Origin of the sequence: Amycolatopsis sp. NPDC098790 (assembly GCF_044759945.1) — a bacterium.
GTDB lineage: Bacteria > Actinomycetota > Actinomycetes > Mycobacteriales > Pseudonocardiaceae > Amycolatopsis.
This window is the reverse complement of the sequence record NZ_JBIWAI010000002.1, coordinates 231,071-254,611: the sequence shown is the minus strand read 5'-3', so window position 1 is coordinate 254,611 and position 23,541 is coordinate 231,071. Positions and strand designations below refer to the sequence as shown.

The following is a 23,541-nucleotide window of genomic DNA, read 5'->3' as shown; positions in this document are numbered from 1 at the left end:
GCGCTCAGGCACGGCCGGCTCACCTCACCGGCCCATTTCCACCGAGCGGTCGCGGGCCGCGACCACGGCCGCCATCACCGCCGCTCGCAAGGCACGGCCCTCCAGCTGCTGGATCGCCGTGATCGTCGTGCCGCCCGGGCTGCACACCGCGGCCCGCAACGCCGCCGGGTCCGCGTGCGGCTCACCCAGCATCCGGCCGGTTCCCGCCGCCGTCGTCAGCACCAGCTCCTCGGCCAGCGGCCGGGGCAGGCCCGCCAGCACGCCCGCGTCGATCATCGCCTCGGCCAGCAGCGCGAAGTACGCCGGGCCGCCGCCGGAGAGGGCCGTCACCGCGTCCAATTGGGACTCCGCGACCTCGACGACCCGGCCGAGCGGGGCCAGCATCGTCCGCACCCGGTCGAGGTCCTCCGGGGTGGCGTGCCGGCCGCCGCTGATCGCGACCGTGCCCGCACCGACCGACACCGGGAGGTTCGGCATGGTCCGCACCACCGCCGGTGTTCCCGGCAGACGCGCTTCGATGCTGTCCGTCGGGGTGCCGCCCACCGCCGACACGATCAGCTGTCCCGGGCGCGCGTGCTCGGCGAGCGCGTCGAGCAGCGCCGCGAAGTGGTAGGGCTTCACGACGGCGAACACGGTGTCCGCCTTCGCCACGGCCGGACCCAGCTCCGCGATTTCCACGTCGTAGCGCGAGCGCAGATAAGAAGCGCGGTCGGCGGACTGCTCGACGACGGTGACTTCCGTGGAGGCGAGCCCCGCCAGCAACGCCTCACCCATGTTGCCGCCGCCCACGATGGTGGTGCTCATCGCAGCACGAACCCCTTTCCGAGCCGGTCTTCCGGGTCGAGGCCGAACGTGCACTCGCCCGTCTGGTAAGCGGTGCCCGAGACCTCGGTGGCCACGGTGTCGCCCGCGGAGAGGACCCGGCCGGTGAAGCGGGTCCCGATGATCGAGTCGTGCGTCAGCACGGCGCCGGCGGGCAGCCGCCCGTCAGCCGACAGCAGCGCCAGCCGCGCCGACGTCCCCGACCCGCACGGCGACCGGTCGACCTGGCCGTCCGCGAACACCGTGACACTGCGCTGGTGCGGACCCGCCGGGGTGTCGCCGAGGTCGTCGTAGAAGATCGTGCCGTAGATCCCGCTCAAGCGGCTGTCCGCGTGCGCGGCCCACGGGGTCGCGGTCAACGCGGCCTTGATCTCGCGGCCGGCGGCGATCAGCCCGGTGTAGTCCTCGGGCCGCACGGCCAGCCCGACGGCGGAAGCCGGGACGGACGCGTAGATCGCCCCGCCGTAGCTGACGTCGGCCCGTACCGGGCCGGCTTCGACGTCCCGGCCGATCACGTACGCGCCGACGTTGCGGAACGCCACTTCCCGGACCTTGCCCCCGGCGCAGGTGACCGCCGCGGTCACGCGGCCGGAGGGGACGTCCATCACCACGTCGGTGACGCCGTCCGGTGCCGCCGGCACCCGGCCGGTGCGCACCGCCCACGCGCCCAACGCGATTGTGCCGTGGCCGCACGCCGTCGAGTAGCCGTCCTTGTGCCAGAAGAGGACGCCGAACTCCGCGCCGTCGTCGTCGGGAGGGACGAGGAAGCAGCCGTACATGTCGGCGTGCCCGCGCGGCTCCTGCACCAGCAGCTGCCGGACGGCGTCGATCTCGGGCGAGGACTGCGCGGCGGCCCGGCGTTCGAGCACGGTGGCGCCGGGGATGTCCGGGACGCCCGCCGTGACGATCCGGAACGGCTCGCCCGCGGTGTGGTAGTCGGTCGTCGTGATCATCGCTCTCCCAGGATCTCGGTCAGCAGGTCCAGGCCGATGTTCCGGCCGGAGACGACCAGTACCACCGGCCGGTCGACCGGCACGAGCCCGTCGCGCAACGCGGCCAGCGCCGTCGCCGACGCTCCCTCGGCCACCACGCCGGCGGTGGTCACGAGCTCGCGGACCGACCGGCGGATCGACGGCTCGGGCACCGCGACCATCCGGACACCGTGGTCGCGGACGACGCCGGGGGTGATCGAGCCGGCTTCGAGGTTGCCGGTGAGCCCGTCCGCGATGGTTTCGCCCATCGGCACGCTGACGATGCGCCCCTTGTCCACCGCGGTGGACAAGGCGCGGCAGGCGGCGGCTTCGACCCCGACGACGCGGATGTCCCGGGCGGCCCGGCGAGCGCCCAGCGCGACGCCGGCGAGCAGGCCGCCGCCCCCGGCCGGGACCACCACGGTGCAGTCTTCGGGCAACGCGGCCGCGACCTCGGTCGCGAGGGTGGCCTGCCCGGCGATGACGTGCGGGTCGTTGTACGCGGAGACGTACCGCCGGCCCTCGGCGGCCAGCTCGAGCGCGTGCCGTTCGGCGGCGTCGAAGTCTTCGCCCGCGAGCACCAGGTCGACCGGGTATTCGCGCAGGGCGGCCAGCTTCACCTCGGCGACGGTCTCCGGCACCACGATGGTCGCCTCGACCGACAGGAGCCCGGCGGCGTAAGCCATCCCGAGCGCGTGGTTGCCCACCGACGCGGTGACGACCGGCTCGCGGTACGCGGTCAGGGCCGCCAGCGCTCCCCGGACCTTGAACGCGCCGATCGGCTGGGCGCCTTCGTACTTGAGGAACACCGGGACGTCGAGACCGGCCCGCGCGTACGGCATGAGCGGGGTCGGCGGCAGGTGCCGGGACACCACGTCCCAAGCCTGGTCCAGGATGGCATCGCTGACGTCAGGCACGGGCGGCTCCTCGCGCGGTCGGCAGGGCCGTCGGGCCCGAGTTGCAGTTCGTGTGGTGGTCGAAGACCACGTCGTCGCCGTCGAACCGGAGGGTCAGCCGGTCGATGAACGGTCCTTCCAGGAAGTGCCACGTCAGCTCCAGCACGTCGGGCGCCGCCCACCGCGCGCCGGCCAGGATCGGTGCCGCGGCGTCCTGGTAGGAGTGGTGCAGCCGCCACACGCTCACGCCGGTGCGCTGCGGCACCCACTCCCCCAGGCTGTGCTCGATCGTGTGGGTTCCCCGGTCGTCCTCGACGTCGAGCCGGACCCGGTGTTCGTCCGCGGCGACCGCGATCGAGCGCGGACCAGGCCCCCCGGGCGCGAAGTCGTACGTCCGCCGCACCGCCGGTCCGTCCACACGCGACTCGAGACGCTCGGGTTCCCGCGCCCGCGAGACCCGGTCGCCGAGTGCCTCGACCTCGTCCGCGGCGAACGCCCGGCGGAACGCTTCCCGCAGCATGCGCGGCAGGTCGTGGTAGGACGGGTCCGGCATCGCGCCCGTGACCACGACGACGCCACCGTGCTCCGGGAACACCATGCACTCCTGCCCGAACAGGCCCGACGCCGTGTAGACGCCGTCCTCGCTCACCCAGAACTGGTAACCGTATCCGGATTCCGCGACGGCGTCCGGCGCCGGCGCGACGAGTTCCTTGCCGTTCCACTCGCCGTTCACCGCGCGCCGCACGTGCGGGGCCGACGCCTTGCGCACCCAGCCGGCCGGCAGGACGCGCCGGCCGTTCCACATACCGTCCTGCAGGTGGAGGACGCCGAAGGACAGGAGGTCCCGTGGTCGCAGCGACAACCCGTTGCCGCCGCTGGACACGCCGGCCGGATCGCGTTCCCACGTGTAGCCGGTGATCCCGAGCGGCTCGAACAGCCGGGGCCGCAGGTACTCGTCGACCGGCTCGCCCGCGACCTCCTGCACGATCGCCGAGAGGACGTGGCTGGTCGTGCTGCTGTACCGGAACGACCGGCCGGGCCGGTCGACGACGGGTTCCTCGAAGAACTCCCCCGCCCAGCCGGTCTCGCGCAGCCGGGTCGTCGCGCCGGACAGCCCGCGCGCGTGCCCGGTCCGCATGGTCAGCAGGTCCCGCACGCGCATCCGGCTCAGGTTCTCCCCCGGCGCCTCCGGCAGGCGGAAGAAGCCGGTGACCGGGTCTTCGAGGTCGAGCAGTCCTTCCGCTTCGGCGAACCCGACGGCGGCCGCGGTGAAGCTCTTCGTCGCCGAGTGCAGCTTGTGCCTCAGGTGCGGCTCGTGCGGCCACTGCCAGAGGTCGAGCTCCACCGCGCCGTGCCGGTGCACGAGCAGCGAGTGGATCCGCATGCCGCGGTCGGCGAGATCGTCCAAAAGGGACTCGATCGGCCCGGTCACCGCACGCTCTCCGTTCCGGCCAGCAGGCCGCCGAAGAAGTCCTGCACCACGGGGGCGACGTCGGCGCCGCGGTGCGCGACGCCCGGGACGACGTCGAACCGCACCGGGATCCCGTGCGCGGTGAAGTTGTCGCGCAACGTCTCCAGCCGCTCGATCCGGGTCTTCCCGGTCGCTTCGACGCCGTCGAGCCAGTTGGGACCGCCGGGGTTGGTGATCTCCCACGTCTCGACGTCGTCCGCGCCGACCACCATCTGCACCGGCACCCGGCGCAGGGCGCCGAGGTCGATCCGGATGCCGAAGCGCTCCTCGAAGCCGCCGGTACCCAGCCACCACGGCAGGTCGTCGTCGAGCTGGGTGATCCGGCCCGGCGCGCCGATCGACACGCCGGCGAGCCGGTCGGGGTGGGCGTAGAAGAACCGGTGCGCGAACTGCCCGCCGCCGGAGAACCCGTGCAGGAAGAACCGGTCGCCGCGGGCGTTGAACCCGGCCGCGGCCTCGTCGACGATGTGCAGCAGTTCTTCGTCGAAGCGGATGCCCTGGTACTCCAGGAACTTGAAGCTGTGCAGCTCACCCGGTTCCACCAGGCCCGCCGGGAACAGCGGGGTGAGGATCACGCACCGGTGCTCGATCGCGAAGCCCTTCCAGCGGTCGCGGTAGAGCTCGGCCGACCGCCCGGTGCCGTGCTGGACGACCACGAGCGGCAGCGGTTCGGCGTCCGGGGTGTGGTCCTTGGGCACGTACAGCGCGTAGAACAGGCGCTGGTCGTGCTGCGAGGCGAAGAACGGCGTGCCACCGACGAAGTGGGCGCGCTCGGAGGCCAGGTCGGGCGGGCGGGTCATGGAGCGGGTCCTCCTGGGACGTCGGGACGGGGTTCAGAACTCGGGCACCGGCTCGGCGGCCGGGGCCACGGCGGGCCGGGACAGCCGCTCGCTCACCTTCGCCGTGGTGACGAAGGAGATCGCGAGCAGCACGGCCAGCAGCACGCCGATGCCGACGATGCCGCCGCTCAGCGTCGGGTCGGGGTCACCGGCCTCGACGCGGGCGGAACCGGTCAGGAACGAGAGCACGAAGAGCACGCCGACCGCGAGCGCGGCCTCGACGGCGACGAGGCCGGGGAACACCCGCAGCGCGAGCCGGAACACCGACCCCTCTTCGCCGGCGGCGCGGGCCCGGGCGATGCGGGGCATGAGGACGAACTCGTTGAGCCCGCCGACCGCGATCATGGTCGCCACCAGGCTGACCTTCACCAGCAGGAACCGGCCGAAGCTGGTGGACAGCAGCTCGCCGGGGCTGCCGACGAGGCTCCAGGCGAGGTACAGGCCGCTGATCAGGACGCAGCCGACGGCGCACAGGGCGACGGTGCTGAACCGGGTCCAGATCCGGGCCCAGGTCTCGCCGGCCCGCGGGGTCAGCCGCCGCCGCGCCGTCGCCAGCACCACGAGCGAGGCGATGCCGCCCACCCAGGTCGAGACGGCGGACACGTGCAGGTGGTCCAGCAGCCCGTCGACGAGCGCGTCGGCCGTCTCCTTGCCGAAGTCGGTCGGCAGCAGGGTGACCTGGTAGGCGACGAAGGACAGCACGAGCCCGCTCGCGGCGATCGCGGTCAGGTGCCCGCGCAGCCGCGGCGACCAGAGCAGCATCAGCACGGCCGCCGAGGCCGCCCAGAGCGCGTACTGGGTCAGCGTCAGCGCACCGCTGGAAACCCACTCGCCCTTCTTGGCCGGCACGGTGACGTACTTCCAGATCGACGCGGGCTCCAGCGCCCGGCCGTAGGGGATGTCCGCGCCCTTGACGCGCGCGGCCTTCCCGGCGATCTGGAAGTACAGGGCGACCAGGTACCAGGTGCCGGCGGCGGCGAGCAGCAGGCTGGTCCGGCGGCGCAGGACCGCCCGGTCTTCGCCGTCGACCGTGCGTCCATTGAGGACGGGACGCAGCACGAGCAGGTGCAGCATCGTGGCGCCGATCGTGCCGATCAGTCCCGCGAAGTAGGCCATCTTCGTGATGACCCGCCACGGTGCGGGAGTGGGGTTGGCGACGGCGGCCGGGACTTGCGCGAGCAGGAACGACATCACGGCGATCTCCTCGGCGAGTGGGGGATGACCCGAGTGTAGTGCAAACTTCCGGATTGGAAAGAAGGAAATTTTTACTACAACGCATTCGCGCGGGTGTCCACTGTGGATCGGGCAGGTCGGACTCGCCGCCCGGAAAACCGGGCGGCACAAGGAACCGGCGTCAGCTCCGGCGCTTGCGGGGCCTGCGGGAGACCGAGGAGCGCTCGTCCCGCTGGACGAGCTCCGAGCGCAGCGAGGTCAGCGTTTCCGACGCCGCGGTCGAACGCGCTTCGTCGCGGGAGGCCAGCTGCAGCAGCAGCGCATCGCTCAGCACCTCGGCACTGAGCATTTCGCTGGTGAAGTTGGTCATCGACTGGGGTGCGGCGAGCGTCGCGTCCACGCGCTCGGCGAACTGCGCCTGGAGCGAGCTGGAGATCAGCAACACCCGCGCGCCCACCTTCTCGGCGTGGTCGAGCACCACTTCGATCTCGGCCAGCAGCCGGCTGGGCACGTACAGCACCACGAGGTCGTCGGCCCGCAGGCCGAGCAGGTCGTCGGCGAGCTGGAACCCGGTCGCCCAGCTGGCCCGGGCGCGCCGGCCCATGCGCGTCAGCCGCAGGGCCAGGTAGCGGGCCAGCAGACCGGACCCGCCGAGCCCGAAGGCGAGCACCTCGCGCGCCTCGTCGAGCAGGTCGACGGCGGCCGCGAACTCGGTTTCGTCGACCAGCCGCCAGGTCGCGGCGAGGCGTTCGGCCGCTTCGGTGAACACGCGCGCGACCACGGACTCGCCGTCGCGCCCCTCGGTGTCGTGCACCTGGCGGACGGGGTTCGTTTCCCGCACGACCTCGGCGGCCAAGGCGCGCCGCATTTCCTGCAGGCCGCCGAAACCGAGGGACTTCGCCGTGCGGACCACGGTCGCGTCGCTCGTCTTCGTCGCACCGGCGATCTGCTCCGCGGTGGCGAAGATGGCGTGCCGCCCGTGATCGCGCAGGTACTCGGCGACGATCCGCTCCGCGCGGGACATCCCCGCGAGGTTGCGGTTGATCCGCGCCCCCAGCGCCGGCTCGTCGCCGCCCGGCTCGGTCATCTGCTCTCCCCTTGGCACCGCCGCATCGTAGCCGTCCACCGCGGTCACGACCGGGACCGCGCCCGCGCGAGGAACTCCTGGACCGTCGGCTGCAGCTGCAGGCCCCGGTGCGCGAGCCCGGGCACGACGTCGAGCCGGACGTCGACGCCGTGCCGTTCCCAGTTGTCCCGCAGGGACGTCAGCCGGGCCACGCGCGTGTCGCCACCGGCGTCCACGCCGGGCTCGGCGATCTCCCACGTTTCGACGTCGTCGGCGCCGACGACCATCTGCACGGGGACCGCCCGCAGCGCCTCGAGGTCGAGGTCCACGCCGAACCGCTCGCGTAGGTCCGCCGTGCCCGGCCACCACGGCACCGAAGGATCGATCCGGGTCACGCGACCGGGCGCCCCGATCGACAGCGCGGACAGCCGGCGCGCGTGCAGGTAGGCGAAGCGGTGGACGAACTGGCCACCGCCGGAGAAGCCGTGCAGCGCGAACCGCGTGGGATCGACCCGGTACCGCTGCGCGACTTCGTCGACGATGTCGAGCAGCACCCGGTCGAACCGGACGCCGCGGAAACTGAGCCGCTTGAAGCCGTGCAGGTCGCCCGGTTCGCCGATGCCGGCCGGGAACAGCGGGGCGAGCACCACCGTTTCGTTTTCTTCGGCGAAGCCCCGGTAGGCGTCGCGGTAGCGCTCGGCCATCCGCTGCGTCCCGTGCACCACGACGGTCAGCGGCAGCGGTGCCGTCGCCGTCCGGTGCACGCCCGGGACGTAGAGGCAGTACGAGAAGCGCTGGTCGCGCTGCGACGCGAAGAAGGCGGTCGGACCCGAGTGGTAGTACTCGACCGGGTCCAGGACACGCGCTTCCGCACTCGGACGCGGACTCGTCATGACGGCTCCTTGGGTGTAGCGACGACGACAGGTGTTGACATCTCGGTAGCGCGGTCTATCTTATCGGTAGCCAACACTACAACACCACATCGAATGTAGTGGAAGCTTCCAAGTTCTGGAGGAAGCCGATGACCCCGCTGGTGAGCATCCGCGGCCTGTGCAAGAGCTTCGGCGACATCGAAGTCCTGCACGACGTCGATCTCGACATCCACCACGGTGAAGTGGTCGTCGTCGTCGGGCCGTCCGGCTCGGGGAAATCGACCCTCTGCCGCTGTATCAACCGCCTCGAACGCGTCAGTTCGGGCACCATCACCCTCGACGGTGAACCCCTGCCCGCCGAGGGCCGCCGGCTCGCCGAACTGCGTGCCGACGTCGGGATGGTCTTCCAGTCGTTCAACCTGTTCGGCCACCGCACGATCCTCGACAACGTCACCCTCGGCCCGATCAAGGTCCGGGGGAAGCCACCGCGTGAAGCCGAAGCCGAAGCGCGGCGCCTGCTCGACCGCGTCGGCGTCGGCGACCAGGCGGGGAAACGTCCCGCCGAGCTGTCCGGTGGGCAGCAGCAGCGCGTGGCGATCGCCCGCGCGCTGGCGATGAGCCCCAAGCTCCTGCTCTTCGACGAGCCGACCAGCGCGCTCGACCCCGAAATGGTGCACGAGGTCCTCGACGTGATGACCGCGCTCGCCGCCGACGGCACCACGATGGTCGTCGTCACCCACGAGATGGGCTTCGCCCGCCGGGCCGCCGACCGCGTCGTGTTCATGAGCGACGGCCGGATCGCCGAGCAGGGCACGCCCGAAGAGTTCTTCGACCGCACCGGCACCGCCCGGGCGCGGGACTTCCTGTCCAAGGTCCTTCAGCACTGATCCGGGAGCCCTCATGAGAATGCGCACCACAGCCGGCGCCGCGGTGACCGCCACCGCCCTGCTGGCCGCTTTGACCGCGTGCGGCAGCGCCCCCAACCAGACCCCCGGTGCCGCCCCCAAACCGGCCGGCGCGGAGATCGCCGGCCAGATCGACCAGACGTCGGTGGTGGACGCGGGCCCGGTCGGGCAGAACCTGCCCAGCACGCCGATGCTGGACAAGATCCGCCAGAAGGGCGAGCTGTCCTTCGCGGGCAGCCGCAACACGATCGGCTTCTCCCAGCTCGACCCGGCGTCCGGCAAGCTGTCCGGGTTCGACGCCGGGATCGCCCAGCTGCTCGCGAAGTACCTCCTGGGCAAGCCGAACGCCAAGCTGCAGAGCGGCGGCTCCGACACGCGGGAAGCGTTGCTGGGCAACCACACCATCGACATCGCCGTCCAGACGTACACGATCACCGAAGACCGCGCGAAGCTCGTCAACTTCGCCGGCCCCTACTACCTGGCGGCCAGCGGCATCGTCGTGAAGACGTCGGACACGACCACCAAGCAGGCGAGCGACCTCGCCGGCAAGAAGGTGGCGACCGAGTCGGGCGCGGCGAAGGACGCGCTCCTGAAGGCGGTGCCCACCGCGCAGCCGGTCCTGTTCGACACCGCCGCGCAGTGCGTCGCCGCCGTCGAGCAGGGCCGCGCCGAAGCGATGACGCTGAACAACGCGTCGCTCTTCGGCGTCGTCGCGACCAAGAGCGACGTCAAGCTGCTGGACGCCACGTTCGGCTCGAACCCGTTCGGCATCGGCCTGCCCAAGGACGACCCGGCGTTCAAGGACGTCGTCAACCAGTTCCTGAAGGCGATCGAGGCGGACGGGACCTGGACGAAGCTCTGGCAGGCCACGGTCGGCAAGCTCGTCAAGACGCCCGCGCCGCAGCCGCCGCAGATCGGTTCCGTGCCCGGTTCCTGAGAGAGGCCACCATGTCCGTCTTGTTCGACCACCTCGGTGAGCTGCTCACCGGTCTGCTGGTGACCCTGGAACTGGCCGTGCTCGCGTTCCCGCTCGCCGTGGTCGTCGGCACCCTGCTCGGCGTCTTCCGGGTCGGCCCGGTCGGCCCGCTGCGCGCGGTCGCCGGGTTCTACGTCCAGTGCCTGCGCAACTCGCCGCTGCTGCTCGTCCTGGTCATGGTGGTGTTCGGGCTGCCCTACGTCGGGGCGACCGTGCCGTTGTTCGGCTCGGTCGTCCTCGGCCTGGGGCTGTACTTCGGGGCCTACGTGTGCGAAACGGTCCGCTCCGGCATCTCGGCCGTCCCGACCGGCCAGATCGAAGCGGCCCGCGCACTGGGCCTGACCTTCGCCGGCGTCCTGCGGCAGGTCGTGCTGCCGCAGGCGTTCCGGTCCATGGCGCAGCCACTGGGCTCCATCTTCATCAACGTCTGCCTCGCCTCCGCGCTCGGCGCGGCGGTCGGCGTGCAGGAGCTCACCGGCTCCGCGCGCCAGTTCAACCTCGACCACGCCCAGCCCATCCCCAGCTTCGTCGCCGCGGCGATCGGCTACCTGCTGATCACGCTCACCGCGGGCCAGCTGACCGGGGTCATCGAACGGAAGGTCCGGATCCGCCGATGAAGACCACCGTGTTGTTCGACGAGCTCGGCCCCCGCGGGCGCAAGCGGCTCCGCATCGCGACGATCGTCGCGGCCGTGGTCGTGGCCGGCGCGCTCGTCGGGATCTTCTTCCAGCTCCAGCACGTCGGCCAGCTCTCGTCCCGGCTGTGGTCGCCGCTGGCGTCCTGGCCCAACATCCGTTACCTGCTCGACGGCTTGGGCATGACACTGCGGATCGGGCTGTCGTGCGCGGCGATGTCGCTGGTGTTCGGCACGGTGTTCGGTCTCGGCAGGCTGTCGCCGCGCCGCTGGCTGTCGCTGCCCTGCGCCGCGGCGATCGAGCTGTTCCGGGCGATCCCGCTGATCCTGCTGGTGTACTTCTTCCTGATCGGCCTGCCGGCGTTCGGCTGGAACCTGCCGCCGTTCTGGGTGCTGTCGATCCCGATCGTGCTGCACGCGGGTTCGGTGTTCGCCGAGATCGTCCGCGCGGGCGTGAACTCCCTCGACCGCGGCCAGTTCGACGCGGCCGCGGCGATCGGCCTCCGGCGCGGCCAGGCCCTGCGGCTGGTGGTGCTCCCCCAGGTGTTCCGCGCCCTGCGGCCGGCGCTGGTCACGCAGGTGATCCGGACGCTCAAGGAATCGAGCCTCGGCTACGTCGTGAGCTACCCCGAGCTGCTGCGCAACGGGCAGGTGCTCGGCGAGTACAACGCGAACTTCCTGCAGGCGTACGCGCTGACAGCGGTGTTCTACATCGTCATCAACTTCGGGCTCTCGCGGCTCGCCGACCTGCTGGACCGGCCACCGCGACGGCGTCACCGCGCGCGAGTAGCCGCGGCGGACTCCCCGGCCCCCGCCCTCGAAAGCGTCTCCTGACCGTGGACAGCTTCTCCAGTGCGTCCACCATGGACCTGGCGGGCGAGCGGTTCCGCGTGCACCGCCTCGACGCCGTGCCCGGTGCGGACGTCCTGCCGCTGAGCCACAAGATCCTGCTGGAGAACCTGCTGCGCCACGAAGACGGCCACACGGTGACCGCCCAGCAGATCAAGTCGCTCGTGGCGGGCGAACCCGACGTCGTCGCGTTCTCCCCGTCCCGGGTCTTCCTCCACGACACCAACGGCGTCCCGGTGCTGACCGACCTCGCCGCACTGCGCGACGCCGTGGCCGAGGCGGGCGGCGACCCGGCGGCGGTGCGCCCGCGCATCCCCAGCCACCTGACCGTCGACCACTCCGTCGCGACCGAGGTGTCCGGCCGTCCGGACGCGTTGCGCCGCAACGTCGAGATCGAGTACGCGCGCAACGCCGAACGGTTCCGCTTCCTCAAGTGGGGCGAGCGGCTCGACGGCCTGCGCGTGGTCCCGCCCGGCACCGGGATCATGCACCAGATCAACCTCGAGTACCTGGCGAGCGTCGTCGAACGCCGCGACGGCTGGGCGTTCCCGGACACCTGCGCGGGCACCGACTCGCACACCACCATGGTCAACGCGCTGGGCGTGCTGGCCTGGGGTGTCGGCGGCGTCGAGGCCGAAGCCGCGCTGCTCGGGCAGCCGCTGAGCCTGCTCGTCCCGCCCGTGGTCGGGGTCGAGCTGACCGGCGAACTCGGCCCGGGCGTGACGGCGACCGACCTGGTGCTCACCATCGCCGAAACCCTGCGCGCGCACGGCGTCGTCGGCAAGTTCGTCGAGTTCACCGGCTCCGCGGTGGCGCGGATCCCGCTCGCCCACCGCGCGACGATCTCCAACATGTGCCCGGAGTTCGGCGCCACCGCGGCGATGTTCCCGATCGACGACGCGACGCTCGGCTACCTGCGGCTCACCGGACGCGCGCCCGAGCACGTCGCCGCCGTCGAGGGGTATGCGAAGGAACAGGGCCTCTGGCACGACCCCGGTGCTTCTCTCCGGTACGCCGAGCACGTGCGGATCGACCTCGCCGGCGTCGTTCCTTCCCTGGCCGGGCCGCGGCGGCCGCAGGACCGCGTCGCGCTCGCCGGCGTCCCGGCGAACGCGCGGGTGGCCATCGAGTCCACAAAGGACGGTCCGGTTCCGGACGGCGCGGTCGCCATCGCGGCGATCACGTCGTGCACCAACACGTCCAACCCGCACGTCATGGTCGCGGCCGGCCTGCTCGCCCGCAACGCCCGGGCCCGCGGCCTGACGGCCAAGCCGTGGGTGAAGACGAGTCTCGCGCCGGGCTCGAAGACCGTCACCGAGTACCTGCGCCGGGCCGGGCTGAACGAGCCGCTCGACGAGCTGGGCTTCCAGCTCGTCGGCTACGGCTGCATGACGTGCATCGGCAACTCCGGGCCGCTGCTGCCCGAAGCCGCCGCGGCGGTCGCGGGCGGCACGGTCGTCGCCTCGGTGCTGTCGGGCAACCGCAACTTCGACGGCCGGATCAACAACGACGTCTCGCTCAACTACCTCGCCTCGCCACCGCTGGTCGTCGCGTACGCACTGGCCGGGTCGGTCACGCACGACCTGACCGCCGAGCCGCTCGGCACCGATGCCGGCGGCAAGCCGGTGCTCCTCGCCGACCTCTGGCCCGGCGACGCCGAGGTCGACGCCGTCGTCACCGCCCACCTGACCCCGGAACTCTTCCGCGACGCCTACGCCGGCGTGTTCGACGGCGACGACCTCTGGGCCGGGGTGCCCGCCGCGGGCGGGGCGCGGTTCGGCTGGGATGACGGCTCGACCTACCTGCGCCGTCCGCCGTTCCTCGACTCCCCCGCGCCGCCACCCGCGGACCTGCACGGCGCCCGGGTGCTGCTGCTCCTCGGCGACTCGGTGACCACCGACCACATCAGCCCGGCCGGCCGCATCCCGCCGTCGAGCTGCGCCGGGCGCTACCTGACTGGTCTGGGCGAGGTGGAACTCAACACGTACGCCTCCCGCCGCGGCAACTTCGAGGTGATGATGCGCGGCGGGTTCGCCAACCCGCGTCTGCAGAATCGGCTCGGCTCCGGCGGCCGGACCCGGGATGCCGAGGGCACCGCCGTACCGGTCTACGACGCCGCGAAGTCCTTCGACGGCACTCCCCTGCTGGTGATCGCGGGCAAGGAGTACGGCACGGGCTCGTCACGCGACTGGGCGGCGAAAGCCACCGCGCTGCTGAAGGTGCGGGTCGTACTGGCCGAGTCGTTCGAGCGGATCCACCGGTCCAACCTGGTCCAGCTCGGCGTGCTGCCGCTGCAGTTCGCCGGCGGGCAGAGCTCCGGTTCGCTCGGGCTGGACGGCACTGAGGAGTACGACCTGCTCGGGATTCCCGAGGCCGTCGCCGATCCGGCCCGGCCGGTGACCGTACGGGTCCGGCCGGCCACTCGCCCCTCCTTCGAGTTCGAGGTCCGGGCCCGGCTGGAAACCCCGCAGGAGGCGCTTTACTACACCCACGGCGGTGTCCTCCCGTACACCCTCGAGCGGTTCCGGCGAATCCGGAAAGGACCTCCGTCATGACCACCTTCACCGAGCCCGCGCCGGCCTTCTCCGCCGAACGCCTGCGTGCCGCGCTGCGTGAGCACTGGCAGCTCACGGACACCGTGCTGAAGCCGCTCGACAGTGAACGCGACCTGAACGTGCTCGTCGACGACCGGTTCGTGCTCAAGATCTCCAACCCCGCCGAGCGCGCCGACGTCGTCGACATGGAGGTCCGCGCTCTTTCCCACGTGCGCACCGCCGACCCCGGCCTGGCGGTCCCGGAGCCGGTCGGCGAGATCGCGACGCTGCCGGACGACACCGGCCGCACGTGCCTGGCCCGCCTGAGCACGCTGCTGCCCGGACGTCCCCTGGAAGGCAGCCCGATCGACGTCGGCATGGCCGCGCGGGTCGGGTCGGTCGCGGCGCGGGTCTCCACGGCGCTGCAAGGGTTCTTCCACCCCGCCGCGGGCCGGGAACTGCTGTGGGACGTGCGACGGATGCCGGAGGTCGTGGCCGCGGCCGGGATCGGGCGGGCCGCTCTCGTCGAGCGGGTGACGCCGGCGCTGGCCACGACGGCCACGCTCCCGTCGGGGCTGCAGCACGCCGACGTGACGCTCACCAACGTCCTGGCCGAGGGGGACGCGGTCACCGGCGTCATCGACTTCGGCGACATGCACCACACGGCCGCCGTCACCGACTTGGCCGTCACGCTGACCTCGGTCCTGCGGCGCGCCGAAGACGTCTGGCGCACGACCGAAGCCGTGCTGCGCGGCTACCAGCGGTACCGCCCGCTGAGCGCGGCCGAGGTCGCCGTCCTCGGGGAACTGGTGATCGCGCGGCTGCTCACGACGCTGGCGGTGTCCGCGACGCGGCGCCCCGCGCACCAGGACAACGAGCGGTACATCACGCAGTACGACGCCACCAGCGAGCGGGTGCTGGGGCTGCTCGGCGCGTTGGCCCCGGACGAGCTGGGCGACCGGCTGGCGCGGCTGGCCGGGACGCGCGACCTCGCCGCGGCCGTCCCGGCGCACGAGCTGCCGTCCCGGCGGGCCGCGGCGATGGGCGGCAAGCTGTCCCCGCTCTTCTACCGGCGTCCGCTCGAACTGGTCCGCGGCGAGGGCCCGTGGCTGTACGCCCGCGACGGCGTCCGGTACCTGGACGCGTACAACAACGTGGCCGTGATCGGGCACGCGCACCCGGCCGTCACGCGGGCCGTCGAGCGGCAGCTCGCCGAACTGAACACGCACTCGCGCTACCTGCACGGCGGGATCGCCGGGCTGGCCGAGCGGATCCTCGCCACGATGCCGCCCGGGCTGGACACTTGCCTCTTCACGACGTCCGGCACCGAAGCGAACGAGCTGGCCTGGCGGCTGGCGACCGAGTACACCGGAGGCGACGCGGCGATCGTCGCCGAGCACGCCTACCACGGGTCGTCGAAGTGGATGGCCGACCTCAGCTCGAACGAGTGGCCGCCGGGCCACCGGCCCGCGGGCGTCGGCACCTTCCCCGCACCTCGCGAGCCCGGTGCGACGCCGCGGATCGACGCGGCGGGGCTGCGCCCGGCGCTGCTGCTCGCCGACTCGCAATTCACGTCGGAAGGCATCCTCGACGCGCCCGCCGGCTTCCTGGCCGGTCTGGTCGAAGCAGCCCACGCGGCGGGCGCGCTGTACCTGGCCGACGAGGTCCAGTCCGGCTACGGGCGCAGCGGCCCGCGGCTGTGGCGCTTCGCGCTCGCCGGGATCACACCCGACCTGGTCACGCTGGGCAAGCCGATGGGCGCGGGCTACCCGATCGGCGCGCTGGTCACCCGCCGCGAGATAGCCGACGTGCTCGCGCGCCGGTACGAGTACTTCTCGACGTTCGCGGCCACCCCGGCCGCCGCGGCCGCGGGCCACGCGGTCTTCGACATCCTGGAACTGACGGATCTCCCGGCCCAGGCGGTCCGGGTCGGCGAGCACCTGCGCCGCGGTCTGCGCTCGCTGGAGTCACCGCTGCTCGGTCCGGTGCGGGGCACGGGTTTGCTGGCGGGTGTGGACGTCCGGCCGGTCGACGGAGTGCCGTCCCACGAGGTGGCGCGCGCCCTGCTCGAAGGACTGGTCGCCCGGGGTGTGCTCGCCGGCCTCACCGGTCCCGGCTCGGACGTGCTGAAGGTGCGCCCACCGCTGGTCTGGGAAGAAACGCACGCCGACGAGTTCGTAGCCCGCCTCGCAGAGGCGGCGCGGGCCTACCACCCCTAGGGGCGGCCGACGGTACCCACCACCGGGCGATCGCCTAACGGGCGAAGTACGGTTCCGCCGCTTCCAACCGCGGTACCGAAACACCCAGCCGTCGCGCTTCGGCCAGTGTGTCCCGGCAGACCTCGCGCGGCTCCTCGGCCTCGGGGTCCGAGTGCGCCGCGATGCTCACGCGCGCCAGTGGGACGTGCGCGGTCAGCCAGGCCAGTGCGGGCGCCGTCAGCCACGTGGGCGCCCGGAACAACAGCAAACCGGCCCGGTGCCGTCGCAGATCGACGCCGCGTGCCTCGAGGAGCGGCAGCAGCTCGCGGCCGGCCAGCAGCCCTTCGCGCAGGTCGCCGACGGCCCCGGCCAACCGGGACAGGGATCCCACCCGCACGCCCTGCGAGAACAAGCCGGCGTCCGACACGAAATGGACCCACAGCCAGCCGCGGAAGTCGGACCGTTCCTTCAGCCTGAGCCCGGTCTCGCGAAACGCCTCGCGCACGGCCAGCTCACGCTCGGTCGGCGGCCCGCCGAGAGTGCCGAAGACGACCGACGGCAGCAGTGCCCCGTGGAGCACGCCGTCGGCGCCGAAACCGCCACCTCCCATCGGAAAGCCCCATGCGATCCGGTCGGCGGGGAGTGCGCCGACCGCCTTCAGGGGCTCGCTCCAGACGTTGCCGAAGACCAGCACCGTGGCCCGGCCGACCCGCGGTGCCAGGAAGGCCGTCGCCTCCGCGAGGCGGTGGTGCGGCACGCTGAGCACGATCAGGTCGAAGTCGTGGTCCGGTTCCAGTGCTTCGCGGTAGCGCACGGGCCACTTCTCGACGACCCGCCGCCCCCACGGCCGGCGCCGCGCGTCGATCAGGTCGAGGTCCACCTCGCTCCCGTACTCCGCCGCGCGGCCCGGCCGGACGTAGAACTCGACGTCGTGTCCGGCCTGGTGCAGGACCCAGCCGTAGACGGTGGCGATCACGCCTCGGCCGAACATCAGGATCTTCACGGGGCACCTCGTGGGTTACGATCGATTTGGAGGTCATCTCCACTTTCGAAAATATGGAGGTCATCTCCAGTTGTCAACGGGGAGGGAGCACATGGTCGCCGACAAGCCGTTGCGGGCCGACGCCCGGCGCAAGCGCGAGGCCCTGCTCACCAAGGCCAGGGAGGTCTTCGACGCCGGGGAGTTCTTCACTCTGCGGTTCGACGACTTCGCCCGCCTGGCCGGCGTCGGCACCGGCACGCTGTACCGCCACTTCCCCACCAGGGACGCGCTGGCCGAGGCCGTCTACCGCGGGGAAGTCGCGGCGCTGTGCGACCGCGCCCGTCAGCTCCAGTCGACCCTGCCCGCGGCGGAAGCCCTGGCGGCCTTCCTGCACGCCATGGTCGATCACATGGACGCCCACCAGGGCCTGGCCCGGACCCTGGCGACGCTCATGGCCGATCGTTCGGGTGTGCTCGCCGAAGGCAGCCGGGCGCTGGAGGAGGCCGTCACGGACTTGGTGGCCGCCGCCGTGCGGGAGGGCACCGTGCGCGACGACGTCGGCAGCGGCACCGTGATGATGGCCCTGCACGGCATCGGCGCGGCGCACGACCGCCCCGGCTGGCGGGCCGAGGCCGACGGGGTCATCACCCTGGTCCTGGACGGACTACGCCGGTAAGCCCTACGACAGCGATCCGTCCGCGTCGCGGATCGTCAACGCGATCTGCACCCGGTTGGCCGCCCCGAGTTTCACCAGGACACGGGACACGTACGACTTCACCGTGGCGACGCTCATGAACTGCGCCGCCGCGATCTCCGCGTTGGACAGTCCCTCGCCGACGGCGTCCGCGACGCGCCTTTCGGTCTCGGTCAACGTGGCCAGCGCCGCCGCGGCCTTGGCGCGCCGGGTCTCGTCCGCCCCCGTCATCCGCGCCATGAGCTTGCGCAGGATCGCCGGCGACAGCGTGGGTTCGCCGCGCGCGGCCCGGTGGATCGCGGCGACGATGTCCGCCGGCGGGGTGTCCTTCAGCAGGTAGCCGTCGGCGCCCGCGCGCAGGGCCCGGCGGACGAGCTCGTCGTTGTCGAACGTGGTCAGCACCAGCACGGCCACCGGCAGGTCCCGCAGCCGGCCGGTGGCGACGATGCCGTCGGTGCCGGGCATCCGGATGTCCATCAGCACCACGTCGGCCCGGGCCGACCGGACCAGGTCCGCGACGTTCGCGCCGTCGCCGGCCTCGCCGGCCACCTCGATGCCCGCCGCGCCCGACAACATGGTCGCCAGCCCCGCGCGGACCAGCCACTCGTCGTCCACGAGCACGACCCGCACGGTCTCCGTCACGCCTCCCACGGCAGCCATCCTCGCAGCACGTAGTCGCCCCCGTCCGGCCCGTGGTCCAGCCCGCCGCCCGCGAGGGTGGCGCGTTCGGCGAGGCCGGTGAGCCCGACGCCCGCGCCGGGGATCGTGGTCCGGCGCCCGGCCGGCAGCGGCTGGCGGACCTCGACCGTCAACCCGTCCCCGGCGGCACCGGTGATGGTGACGGTCACCGGCAGCCCGGGCGCGTGCTTCCGCGCGTTGGTCAGTCCTTCTTGGACGATCCGGTACACCGCGCGGCCGACCAAAGTGGACACCGGCAGCTGCGCCGGCGCGGTCAGCGTGACGGCCGCGCCCGACTGCCGGGCCTCGGCCACCAGCGTGTCCAACGCGGGCGGGGCGAGGTCCTCGTCGGGCGACTCGCGCAGCAGGCCGATGACCTCGCGCAGGTCGACGAGCATCTGGTGCACCCCGCTGCGGATCACCCCGGCCGCACGGGAGATCTCCGCTTCCGAGGCGCCCGGACTGAACTCCAGCGCGCCCGCGTGCACGCTCAGCAGCGACATCCGGTGCGCCAGGACGTCGTGCATCTCCCGGGCCAGCCTGGTGCGTTCCAGCCGTCGCGCGTCGGCCACCCGGGCGGCCTGCTCGCCGGCGACGAGCCGCGCCCGTTCGGCCAGCGAAACCACGAGCTGGCGACGCGCTCGCACCAGCATGCCGAGGCCGGTGACCACGGCGGTGAGCAGCACGCTGATGGTCACGCCGATCCCGAACGGCAGGTCCGTGGGGTGCAGGGCGACGACGACGAACGACGCCAGTGCTCCCACGCCGGCCACCCAGGCGGTCGCGCGGGGCCGGCAGTGCACGGCCGTGGTGAACGTGCCCACGGCGGCGGCACCGGCCGGCGCCAGGAACACCGCCGTCAGCGCGGCCAGCACGAGGGGCAGCCCGAACGGCCACCGCCGGCGGGCCGGCAGAGCCAGGCACGCCAAGACGCCGACGACCAGGTCGGTCGTGGTCAGCAGGTCGAGCGTCCGCAGCTGCGACCACGCGCCGAGCCGGCCGACGGCGGCCGCGACCAGCACCGCGGCGACGTCGACCACTGTGTCCCGGACCGACCGGACCGGTCTCGGGTCCGCATCGACATCGGCCCGGAGCGACCCGGGCAGCCACTGCCACGAAAACGTCACCGGGCCATTCGACCACCCCGGCGCGGCCGGCGGCCATCGACCAAAGTCGACGCGGCCGTCGCCCTCCGGCCGCTGCGGCCGGCCCCGGTCGTGCACGAGGGTCTCCGGCGTGGAGTCGAAGACGGGTGTCTACATCGGAGCGAGTGGCGCGGAGCTGTACGCCAACAAGACCGCCGACAAGGCGGCCGGCGCGATCAGCCAGAAGGCACTGTTCCGCCGGCGCGGGACGATCGAGCTGACGAGTGGCTCACTGGTGCTGTCCGGCTGGGGTGACGACGCGCTGGCGCTGCGGCCCGGCGACGTGACGAGCCTGCGGCGCGAGTACACCGACCTCTACGGGCGGTTCCTCGGCGGTCTGCTGGACGCGGGCAAGCCCCTGATCCTGGGCACGAACACGCCGGCGGGCGAGGTGTACCTGCTGATCGACCGCAAGGAGCTCATGGAGACCACCGGCAACAAGGAGTGGGCCGAGGCGATCGAGCGCTGGCGGGCCGGCAGGTAGGGGTTTCGCCGGCAGAACCACGGGCAGACCGGTGCTCGCCGGCAACGCGTCAGCACCGGTTCCGCCACTGGTCGGCGCTCGGGTCGTCTCACCCGGGCCGATGCGCTTCCAGCAGCCGGCGGATCTCCCCGGCGACGAGCTCCGGTTCGGTGATCGGCACGTAGTGGCCGGATCGTCCGGCGAGTACGTGCCGGCCGTTCGCCGCGGCCGCGCGGCGGGCGTGCGACGCGTTCGCCGCCGCTCGCATCGCCGCGTTCATCCCATTCCCCGGCAGGGCACCGGAAATCACCGTCACCGGGATGCCGTCGTGGCCGGGTGGGGTGGTTCGCCAGGTGGCCAGCTCGTCGAGGAACGTCCGGGCCTGCTCGCGCTGGGTGCGGATCACCCCGGGACCGAACGCTTCCCGGCGGAGGTCGTCGCGCACGTCGTCCGGGACACCGCGCAGCGTGCCGCGGAAGACGAACCCGAGCAGTCCCAGTCGGGCGAGTACGCCGCCCACTGCGATCGCGGAGCGCTCCATCCGGCGGAACGACCGTCCGAAGAGGACGTCCGCTGCCTCGTCGGTCGGATCGACCAGGACCAGGCCGGCGATCCTGTCCGGCTTCGCCGCGGCCGCCAGGCGCACGATCGGGCCGCCCGCGCTGTGCCCGGCCAGGACGAACGGGCCCGGTCCGAAGTGGTCGAGAACGCTGCCCAGGTCGCCGGCCATCCGGGACAGGGTGCGCCCGCCGGGGTCCGGTGCGCTGCGGCCGAGCCCGGACCGGTCGTAGACGATCGCCCGGGCGTGCTCGGCGACCAGGGGCTGCACCGCCGCCCACGACGACCGGCTCGCGGCGGCGCCCGCTTCGAACACCACTGCGGGGCCGTCGACCGGGCCGAGCACCATCGCGTGCAGCCGCCGCCCGTCCGGGGTCGGGACCCATTCCGTCGTGCCCTGTGTGTGCGTCACGAGAGCCGTCCACGCCTGCTTCGCGCCGCCCGGGCCAGCCGCTCCAGCAACGGAACGGTCCGCTCCCAGCCGAGGCAGGCGTCCGTGCGGCTGAGGTCGCGGCGCGGCGGCCACAGCGCCGGGTCCTGGCGGCCGTCGGCCAGGTAGGACTCGATCATCACGCCCGCGATCGCGCGGTTCCCGCCCGCGACCTGGGCCGCCAGGTCTTCCAGGACCACCGGCTGGCGGTCGTGGTCCTTGCCGCTGTTGCCGTGGGACGCGTCCACGACGACGCGGCGCGGCAGGCCCGACGCCGTCACCACGTCGAGTGCCGCGGCGACGGACCGGGCGTCGTAGTTGGGCTCGAGGCCGCCGCGCAGGACCAGGTGCGCGTCCGGGTTGCCGAGGCTGCGGACCGTCCGCATCCGGCCGTCCGCGGCGAGCGCGGCGAACGGGTGCGGCAGCGCGGCCGCCCGGATGGCGTCCACGGCCGGCTCGAGCCGGCCGGACACGCAGTTCTTCATGCCCACCGGCATCGGCAGCCACGACGCCAGGTGCCGGTGCGGCTGGCTGGCCACCGTCCGGGCGCCGATCGCGGCCCAGCTGACGGCGTCGGCGACGTAGGGCGCGAGCACCGGGTCGACGAACTCGTACCCGAGCGGAAGGCCGGTGGCCGCGGCTTCCAGGAGGAACGCGCGGCCCTGCCGGAGCCCGGTCGCGAGATCGCCCTTGCCGTCCAGCGTGGGGTCGGGCAGGAAGCCGGTCCAGCCCGCGACCGTCCGCGGCTTCTCGAGGTAGGCGCGCAGGACGACGACGAGGTCGTCGGCGAACCGGGCGGCCGCCGCGGCCAGCAGGTGCGCGTATTCGAGCGCGGCGGCCGGGTCGTGCACCGAGCACGGGCCGGCGACCACCAGCAGCCGCGGGTCGCGGCGGTCGAGCACCGCCGCGATCGTCTCGCGGTGCCGCGCCACGCCGTCCGGCGCCGGTCCGGCGGCCAGCAGCTCGGCGGGTGTGGGCAGGGTGTCAAGCATCGGCGGATTCCCTTTCCGGGCGGGCGCGCGGCAGCTTCGTGGCCCCGGCGGCCGCGACGACGACGAAGCCGAGCACCCACCAGAAGGTGTCGGCGAAGGCCGCGGCGACGTCCGCGCCGCGTGCGGCGAGGCGGCTCTGGAGCACGAGCGCGAGCACCGCCGTGCCCACCGAGCCGCCGAGTGTGTTGAGCAGGCTGAGGGCCCCGGCCGCGCGGGGCAGGTGGGCCGGCTCGAGGTTGCGGTAGACCAAAGTCATGACCGGCGCGCCGATCAACGCCGCGCCGAACCCGCGCAGCAGCAGCGAAACCGCGATGACGGCGTCGGGCAGCCCGGGCCCGAGCTGGGTGAAAGCGGCGGTGCCGAGTGCGACGAAACCGATGCCGGACACCACGAGCGTGCGCGGCGCGACGCGGTCCACCAGCCGGTTGACCAGCAGCGAGCCGGCAGCGGCGCCGACGCCCTGGGGCACCAGCAGCAGGCCGGTGCCGAGCGCGTCGAGGCCGGCGGCGCGCTGGAGGTAGAGCGGGAGCAGGAACATCGTGCCGAACACCGACGCGCCCAGGACGACCAGTGCCAGCGCCGCGACGCCGAACGGCGGCCGCGTGAACAGCCTGGGGTCGAGGACCGGCGTTCGAGCCCGGAGGGCGTGCGCGACGAACGCGGCGAGCATGAGCGCACCGAGCACGACGGCGACCGCGCTGTCGGTCAGGCCGTAGACGAAGACGGCGAGGCCCGGGGAAAGCAGGGCCGCGCCGACGAAGTCGAAGGGCTCGCGCGGGTTGGTCACGTCGTCGGCGGGGACGCACCTGAGTCCCAAGAGGACAGCGGCGATCCCGATGGGCAGGTTGACGTAGAAGAGCCACGGCCAGTCGGCGACGCCGAGGATCGCGCCGCCGGCCAGCGGCCCGAAGACCGGCGACAGCAGGGGAACGACCCCGACGACGCTGATCACGCGCCCGATCCGGTCGGGTCCGGCCGCGCGGGCGAGCAGCGCTTGCCCGGTGGGTGGCAGCAGTCCCCCGGCCAGGCCTTGGAGCACCCGGCACGCGACGAGGACGGGCAGCGAACCGGCCAGCGCGCAGAGCAGGGAGGCGCCGACGAACACGCCGACGGCGGTGAGCCACGTCCGCCGCCCACCGAACCGGGCGGCGAGCCACCCGGAGGCGGGCACGGCCGCGACGACGGCGAGCAGGTAAGCGGTGGTGACCCACTGGATGTCGGTGACCGACGCCCCGAACCGGTCGGCGAGGGTGTCCACCCCGACGGCGACGATGGTGCCGTCGAGGGTGGCCATGAAGGTGCCGAGGACGAGGACGCCGGCGGTGCGCCACAGGGTCGCGTCGACGGGCCGCGTGGTCATGACCGCCTACCGACGTGGCCGCGGGAGGTGCCA

22 protein-coding genes are annotated in these 23,541 nt (G+C 72.9%); 8 read left to right on the top strand and 14 right to left on the bottom strand.

Annotated elements, in window-relative coordinates:
- Nucleotides 1-24: 24 nt before the first annotated feature.
- The 8 genes from proC to ACIQWX_RS15070 all read right to left on the bottom strand — a co-directional run bounded on the left by proC (nt 25) and on the right by ACIQWX_RS15070 (nt 8,131).
- Nucleotides 25-804: a pyrroline-5-carboxylate reductase gene (gene proC, locus ACIQWX_RS15105; RefSeq protein WP_400870151.1), complete on the bottom strand. Its 780-nt coding sequence runs from the start codon at nt 802-804 to the stop codon at nt 25-27.
- The gene (locus tag ACIQWX_RS15100) at nt 801-1,775 is read right to left on the bottom strand and encodes a proline racemase family protein (RefSeq protein ID WP_400870148.1); all 975 of its coding nucleotides are present in this window, start codon (nt 1,773-1,775) and stop codon (nt 801-803) included. Before ACIQWX_RS15100 ends, proC begins: the two co-directional genes overlap by 4 nt.
- The gene (locus tag ACIQWX_RS15095) at nt 1,772-2,710 is read right to left on the bottom strand and encodes a threonine/serine dehydratase (RefSeq protein WP_400870145.1); all 939 of its coding nucleotides are present in this window, start codon (nt 2,708-2,710) and stop codon (nt 1,772-1,774) included. The genes ACIQWX_RS15100 and ACIQWX_RS15095 overlap by 4 nt, the downstream gene beginning before the upstream one ends.
- Nucleotides 2,703-4,121, bottom strand: a complete 1,419-nt coding sequence (locus ACIQWX_RS15090; protein ID WP_400870142.1) for a serine hydrolase domain-containing protein — start codon at nt 4,119-4,121, stop codon at nt 2,703-2,705. Before ACIQWX_RS15090 ends, ACIQWX_RS15095 begins: the two co-directional genes overlap by 8 nt.
- Nucleotides 4,118-4,960, bottom strand: coding sequence for an alpha/beta hydrolase (locus tag ACIQWX_RS15085; RefSeq protein WP_400870140.1), 843 nt, complete (start codon nt 4,958-4,960; stop codon nt 4,118-4,120). Before ACIQWX_RS15085 ends, ACIQWX_RS15090 begins: the two co-directional genes overlap by 4 nt.
- A 33-nt stretch (nt 4,961-4,993) precedes the next feature.
- Nucleotides 4,994-6,190 (bottom strand): copper resistance D family protein, encoded by a 1,197-nt coding sequence (locus ACIQWX_RS15080; RefSeq protein ID WP_400875767.1) that lies wholly within the window; start codon nt 6,188-6,190, stop codon nt 4,994-4,996.
- Between the two features lie 163 nt (nt 6,191-6,353).
- Nucleotides 6,354-7,259 carry a MurR/RpiR family transcriptional regulator gene (locus tag ACIQWX_RS15075; protein WP_400870137.1) on the bottom strand — a complete coding sequence of 302 codons (906 nt, stop codon included), beginning with the start codon at nt 7,257-7,259 and terminating at the stop codon, nt 6,354-6,356.
- Between the two features lie 44 nt (nt 7,260-7,303).
- The gene (locus tag ACIQWX_RS15070; RefSeq protein WP_400870134.1) at nt 7,304-8,131 is read right to left on the bottom strand and encodes an alpha/beta hydrolase; all 828 of its coding nucleotides are present in this window, start codon (nt 8,129-8,131) and stop codon (nt 7,304-7,306) included.
- Between the two features lie 128 nt (nt 8,132-8,259).
- Here ACIQWX_RS15070 and ACIQWX_RS15065 point away from each other — a divergent pair, with 128 nt between their 5' ends.
- Genes ACIQWX_RS15065 through ACIQWX_RS15040 form a run of 6 tightly spaced genes read left to right on the top strand, consistent with a single transcriptional unit; the run spans nt 8,260 to nt 16,227 of the window.
- A complete protein-coding gene (locus tag ACIQWX_RS15065) occupies nt 8,260-8,997 on the top strand; it encodes an amino acid ABC transporter ATP-binding protein (protein ID WP_400870131.1) in 738 nt (245 codons plus the stop codon).
- Nucleotides 8,998-9,016: 19 nt separating this feature from the next.
- Nucleotides 9,017-9,952, top strand: a complete 936-nt coding sequence (locus ACIQWX_RS15060; RefSeq protein ID WP_400870128.1) for a transporter substrate-binding domain-containing protein — start codon at nt 9,017-9,019, stop codon at nt 9,950-9,952.
- An 11-nt stretch (nt 9,953-9,963) separates the two neighbouring features.
- Entirely contained in the window at nt 9,964-10,608 is a 645-nt protein-coding gene (locus ACIQWX_RS15055; RefSeq protein WP_400870125.1) for an amino acid ABC transporter permease, read from the top strand.
- Nucleotides 10,605-11,459: an amino acid ABC transporter permease gene (locus tag ACIQWX_RS15050; protein ID WP_400870123.1), complete on the top strand. Its 855-nt coding sequence runs from the start codon at nt 10,605-10,607 to the stop codon at nt 11,457-11,459. Before ACIQWX_RS15055 ends, ACIQWX_RS15050 begins: the two co-directional genes overlap by 4 nt.
- A 2-nt stretch (nt 11,460-11,461) precedes the next feature.
- Entirely contained in the window at nt 11,462-14,029 is a 2,568-nt protein-coding gene (gene acnA / locus ACIQWX_RS15045) for an aconitate hydratase AcnA (RefSeq protein WP_400870121.1), read from the top strand.
- Nucleotides 14,026-16,227, top strand: a complete 2,202-nt coding sequence (locus ACIQWX_RS15040; protein ID WP_400870118.1) for an aminotransferase class III-fold pyridoxal phosphate-dependent enzyme — start codon at nt 14,026-14,028, stop codon at nt 16,225-16,227. The genes acnA and ACIQWX_RS15040 overlap by 4 nt, the downstream gene beginning before the upstream one ends.
- A 34-nt stretch (nt 16,228-16,261) precedes the next feature.
- Here ACIQWX_RS15040 and ACIQWX_RS15035 read toward each other — a convergent pair whose 3' ends face one another.
- On the bottom strand, nt 16,262-17,209 hold the full coding sequence (locus ACIQWX_RS15035; RefSeq protein ID WP_400870116.1) for a ketopantoate reductase family protein: 948 nt from the start codon (nt 17,207-17,209) through the stop codon (nt 16,262-16,264).
- A gap of 91 nt (nt 17,210-17,300) precedes the next feature.
- On the opposite strand from ACIQWX_RS15035, the gene ACIQWX_RS15030 reads away from it, so the two are divergent.
- Complete coding sequence (locus ACIQWX_RS15030) at nt 17,301-17,864, top strand: TetR/AcrR family transcriptional regulator (protein ID WP_400870114.1); 564 nt, start codon at nt 17,301-17,303, stop codon at nt 17,862-17,864.
- 3 nt (nt 17,865-17,867) lie between these two features.
- Here the strand turns inward: ACIQWX_RS15030 and ACIQWX_RS15025 are convergent, their stop codons facing one another.
- Nucleotides 17,868-18,524, bottom strand: coding sequence for a response regulator (locus tag ACIQWX_RS15025; protein WP_400870111.1), 657 nt, complete (start codon nt 18,522-18,524; stop codon nt 17,868-17,870).
- Nucleotides 18,521-19,687, bottom strand: a complete 1,167-nt coding sequence (locus tag ACIQWX_RS15020; protein WP_400870108.1) for a sensor histidine kinase — start codon at nt 19,685-19,687, stop codon at nt 18,521-18,523. Before ACIQWX_RS15020 ends, ACIQWX_RS15025 begins: the two co-directional genes overlap by 4 nt.
- A gap of 109 nt (nt 19,688-19,796) precedes the next feature.
- Between ACIQWX_RS15020 and ACIQWX_RS15015 the strand changes: the two genes are divergently transcribed.
- Entirely contained in the window at nt 19,797-20,189 is a 393-nt protein-coding gene (locus ACIQWX_RS15015) for a hypothetical protein (RefSeq protein WP_400870105.1), read from the top strand.
- Nucleotides 20,190-20,277: 88 nt separating this feature from the next.
- On the opposite strand, the gene ACIQWX_RS15010 is transcribed toward ACIQWX_RS15015, so the two are convergent.
- From ACIQWX_RS15010 to ACIQWX_RS15000, 3 genes are read right to left on the bottom strand one after another with little or no spacing between them, the layout of a single operon-like run.
- Nucleotides 20,278-21,138 (bottom strand): alpha/beta fold hydrolase, encoded by an 861-nt coding sequence (locus ACIQWX_RS15010; protein WP_400870102.1) that lies wholly within the window; start codon nt 21,136-21,138, stop codon nt 20,278-20,280.
- Nucleotides 21,135-22,148 carry a 3-deoxy-7-phosphoheptulonate synthase gene (locus tag ACIQWX_RS15005; protein WP_400870099.1) on the bottom strand — a complete coding sequence of 338 codons (1,014 nt, stop codon included), beginning with the start codon at nt 22,146-22,148 and terminating at the stop codon, nt 21,135-21,137. Before ACIQWX_RS15005 ends, ACIQWX_RS15010 begins: the two co-directional genes overlap by 4 nt.
- A complete protein-coding gene (locus tag ACIQWX_RS15000) occupies nt 22,141-23,508 on the bottom strand; it encodes a DHA2 family efflux MFS transporter permease subunit (protein WP_400870096.1) in 1,368 nt (455 codons plus the stop codon). Before ACIQWX_RS15000 ends, ACIQWX_RS15005 begins: the two co-directional genes overlap by 8 nt.
- Nucleotides 23,509-23,541 lie beyond the last annotated feature (33 nt).

Bases quoted from the DNA above. Each gene is read 5' to 3' on its own strand.
- proC (WP_400870151.1), bottom strand. From the start codon at position 804: ATGAGCACCACCATCGTGGGCGGCGGCAACATGGGTGAGGCGTTGCTG.
- ACIQWX_RS15100 (WP_400870148.1), bottom strand. From the start codon at position 1,775: ATGATCACGACGACCGACTACCACACCGCGGGCGAGCCGTTCCGGATC.
- ACIQWX_RS15085 (WP_400870140.1), bottom strand. From the start codon at position 4,960: ATGACCCGCCCGCCCGACCTGGCCTCCGAGCGCGCCCACTTCGTCGGT.
- ACIQWX_RS15080 (WP_400875767.1), bottom strand. From the start codon at position 6,190: ATGTCGTTCCTGCTCGCGCAAGTCCCGGCCGCCGTCGCCAACCCCACT.
- ACIQWX_RS15075 (WP_400870137.1), bottom strand. From the start codon at position 7,259: ATGACCGAGCCGGGCGGCGACGAGCCGGCGCTGGGGGCGCGGATCAAC.
- ACIQWX_RS15070 (WP_400870134.1), bottom strand. From the start codon at position 8,131: ATGACGAGTCCGCGTCCGAGTGCGGAAGCGCGTGTCCTGGACCCGGTC.
- ACIQWX_RS15065 (WP_400870131.1), top strand. From the start codon at position 8,260: ATGACCCCGCTGGTGAGCATCCGCGGCCTGTGCAAGAGCTTCGGCGAC.
- ACIQWX_RS15060 (WP_400870128.1), top strand. From the start codon at position 9,017: ATGCGCACCACAGCCGGCGCCGCGGTGACCGCCACCGCCCTGCTGGCC.
- ACIQWX_RS15055 (WP_400870125.1), top strand. From the start codon at position 9,964: ATGTCCGTCTTGTTCGACCACCTCGGTGAGCTGCTCACCGGTCTGCTG.
- ACIQWX_RS15050 (WP_400870123.1), top strand. From the start codon at position 10,605: ATGAAGACCACCGTGTTGTTCGACGAGCTCGGCCCCCGCGGGCGCAAG.
- ACIQWX_RS15040 (WP_400870118.1), top strand. From the start codon at position 14,026: ATGACCACCTTCACCGAGCCCGCGCCGGCCTTCTCCGCCGAACGCCTG.
- ACIQWX_RS15030 (WP_400870114.1), top strand. From the start codon at position 17,301: ATGGTCGCCGACAAGCCGTTGCGGGCCGACGCCCGGCGCAAGCGCGAG.
- ACIQWX_RS15005 (WP_400870099.1), bottom strand. From the start codon at position 22,148: ATGCTTGACACCCTGCCCACACCCGCCGAGCTGCTGGCCGCCGGACCG.
- ACIQWX_RS15000 (WP_400870096.1), bottom strand. From the start codon at position 23,508: ATGACCACGCGGCCCGTCGACGCGACCCTGTGGCGCACCGCCGGCGTC.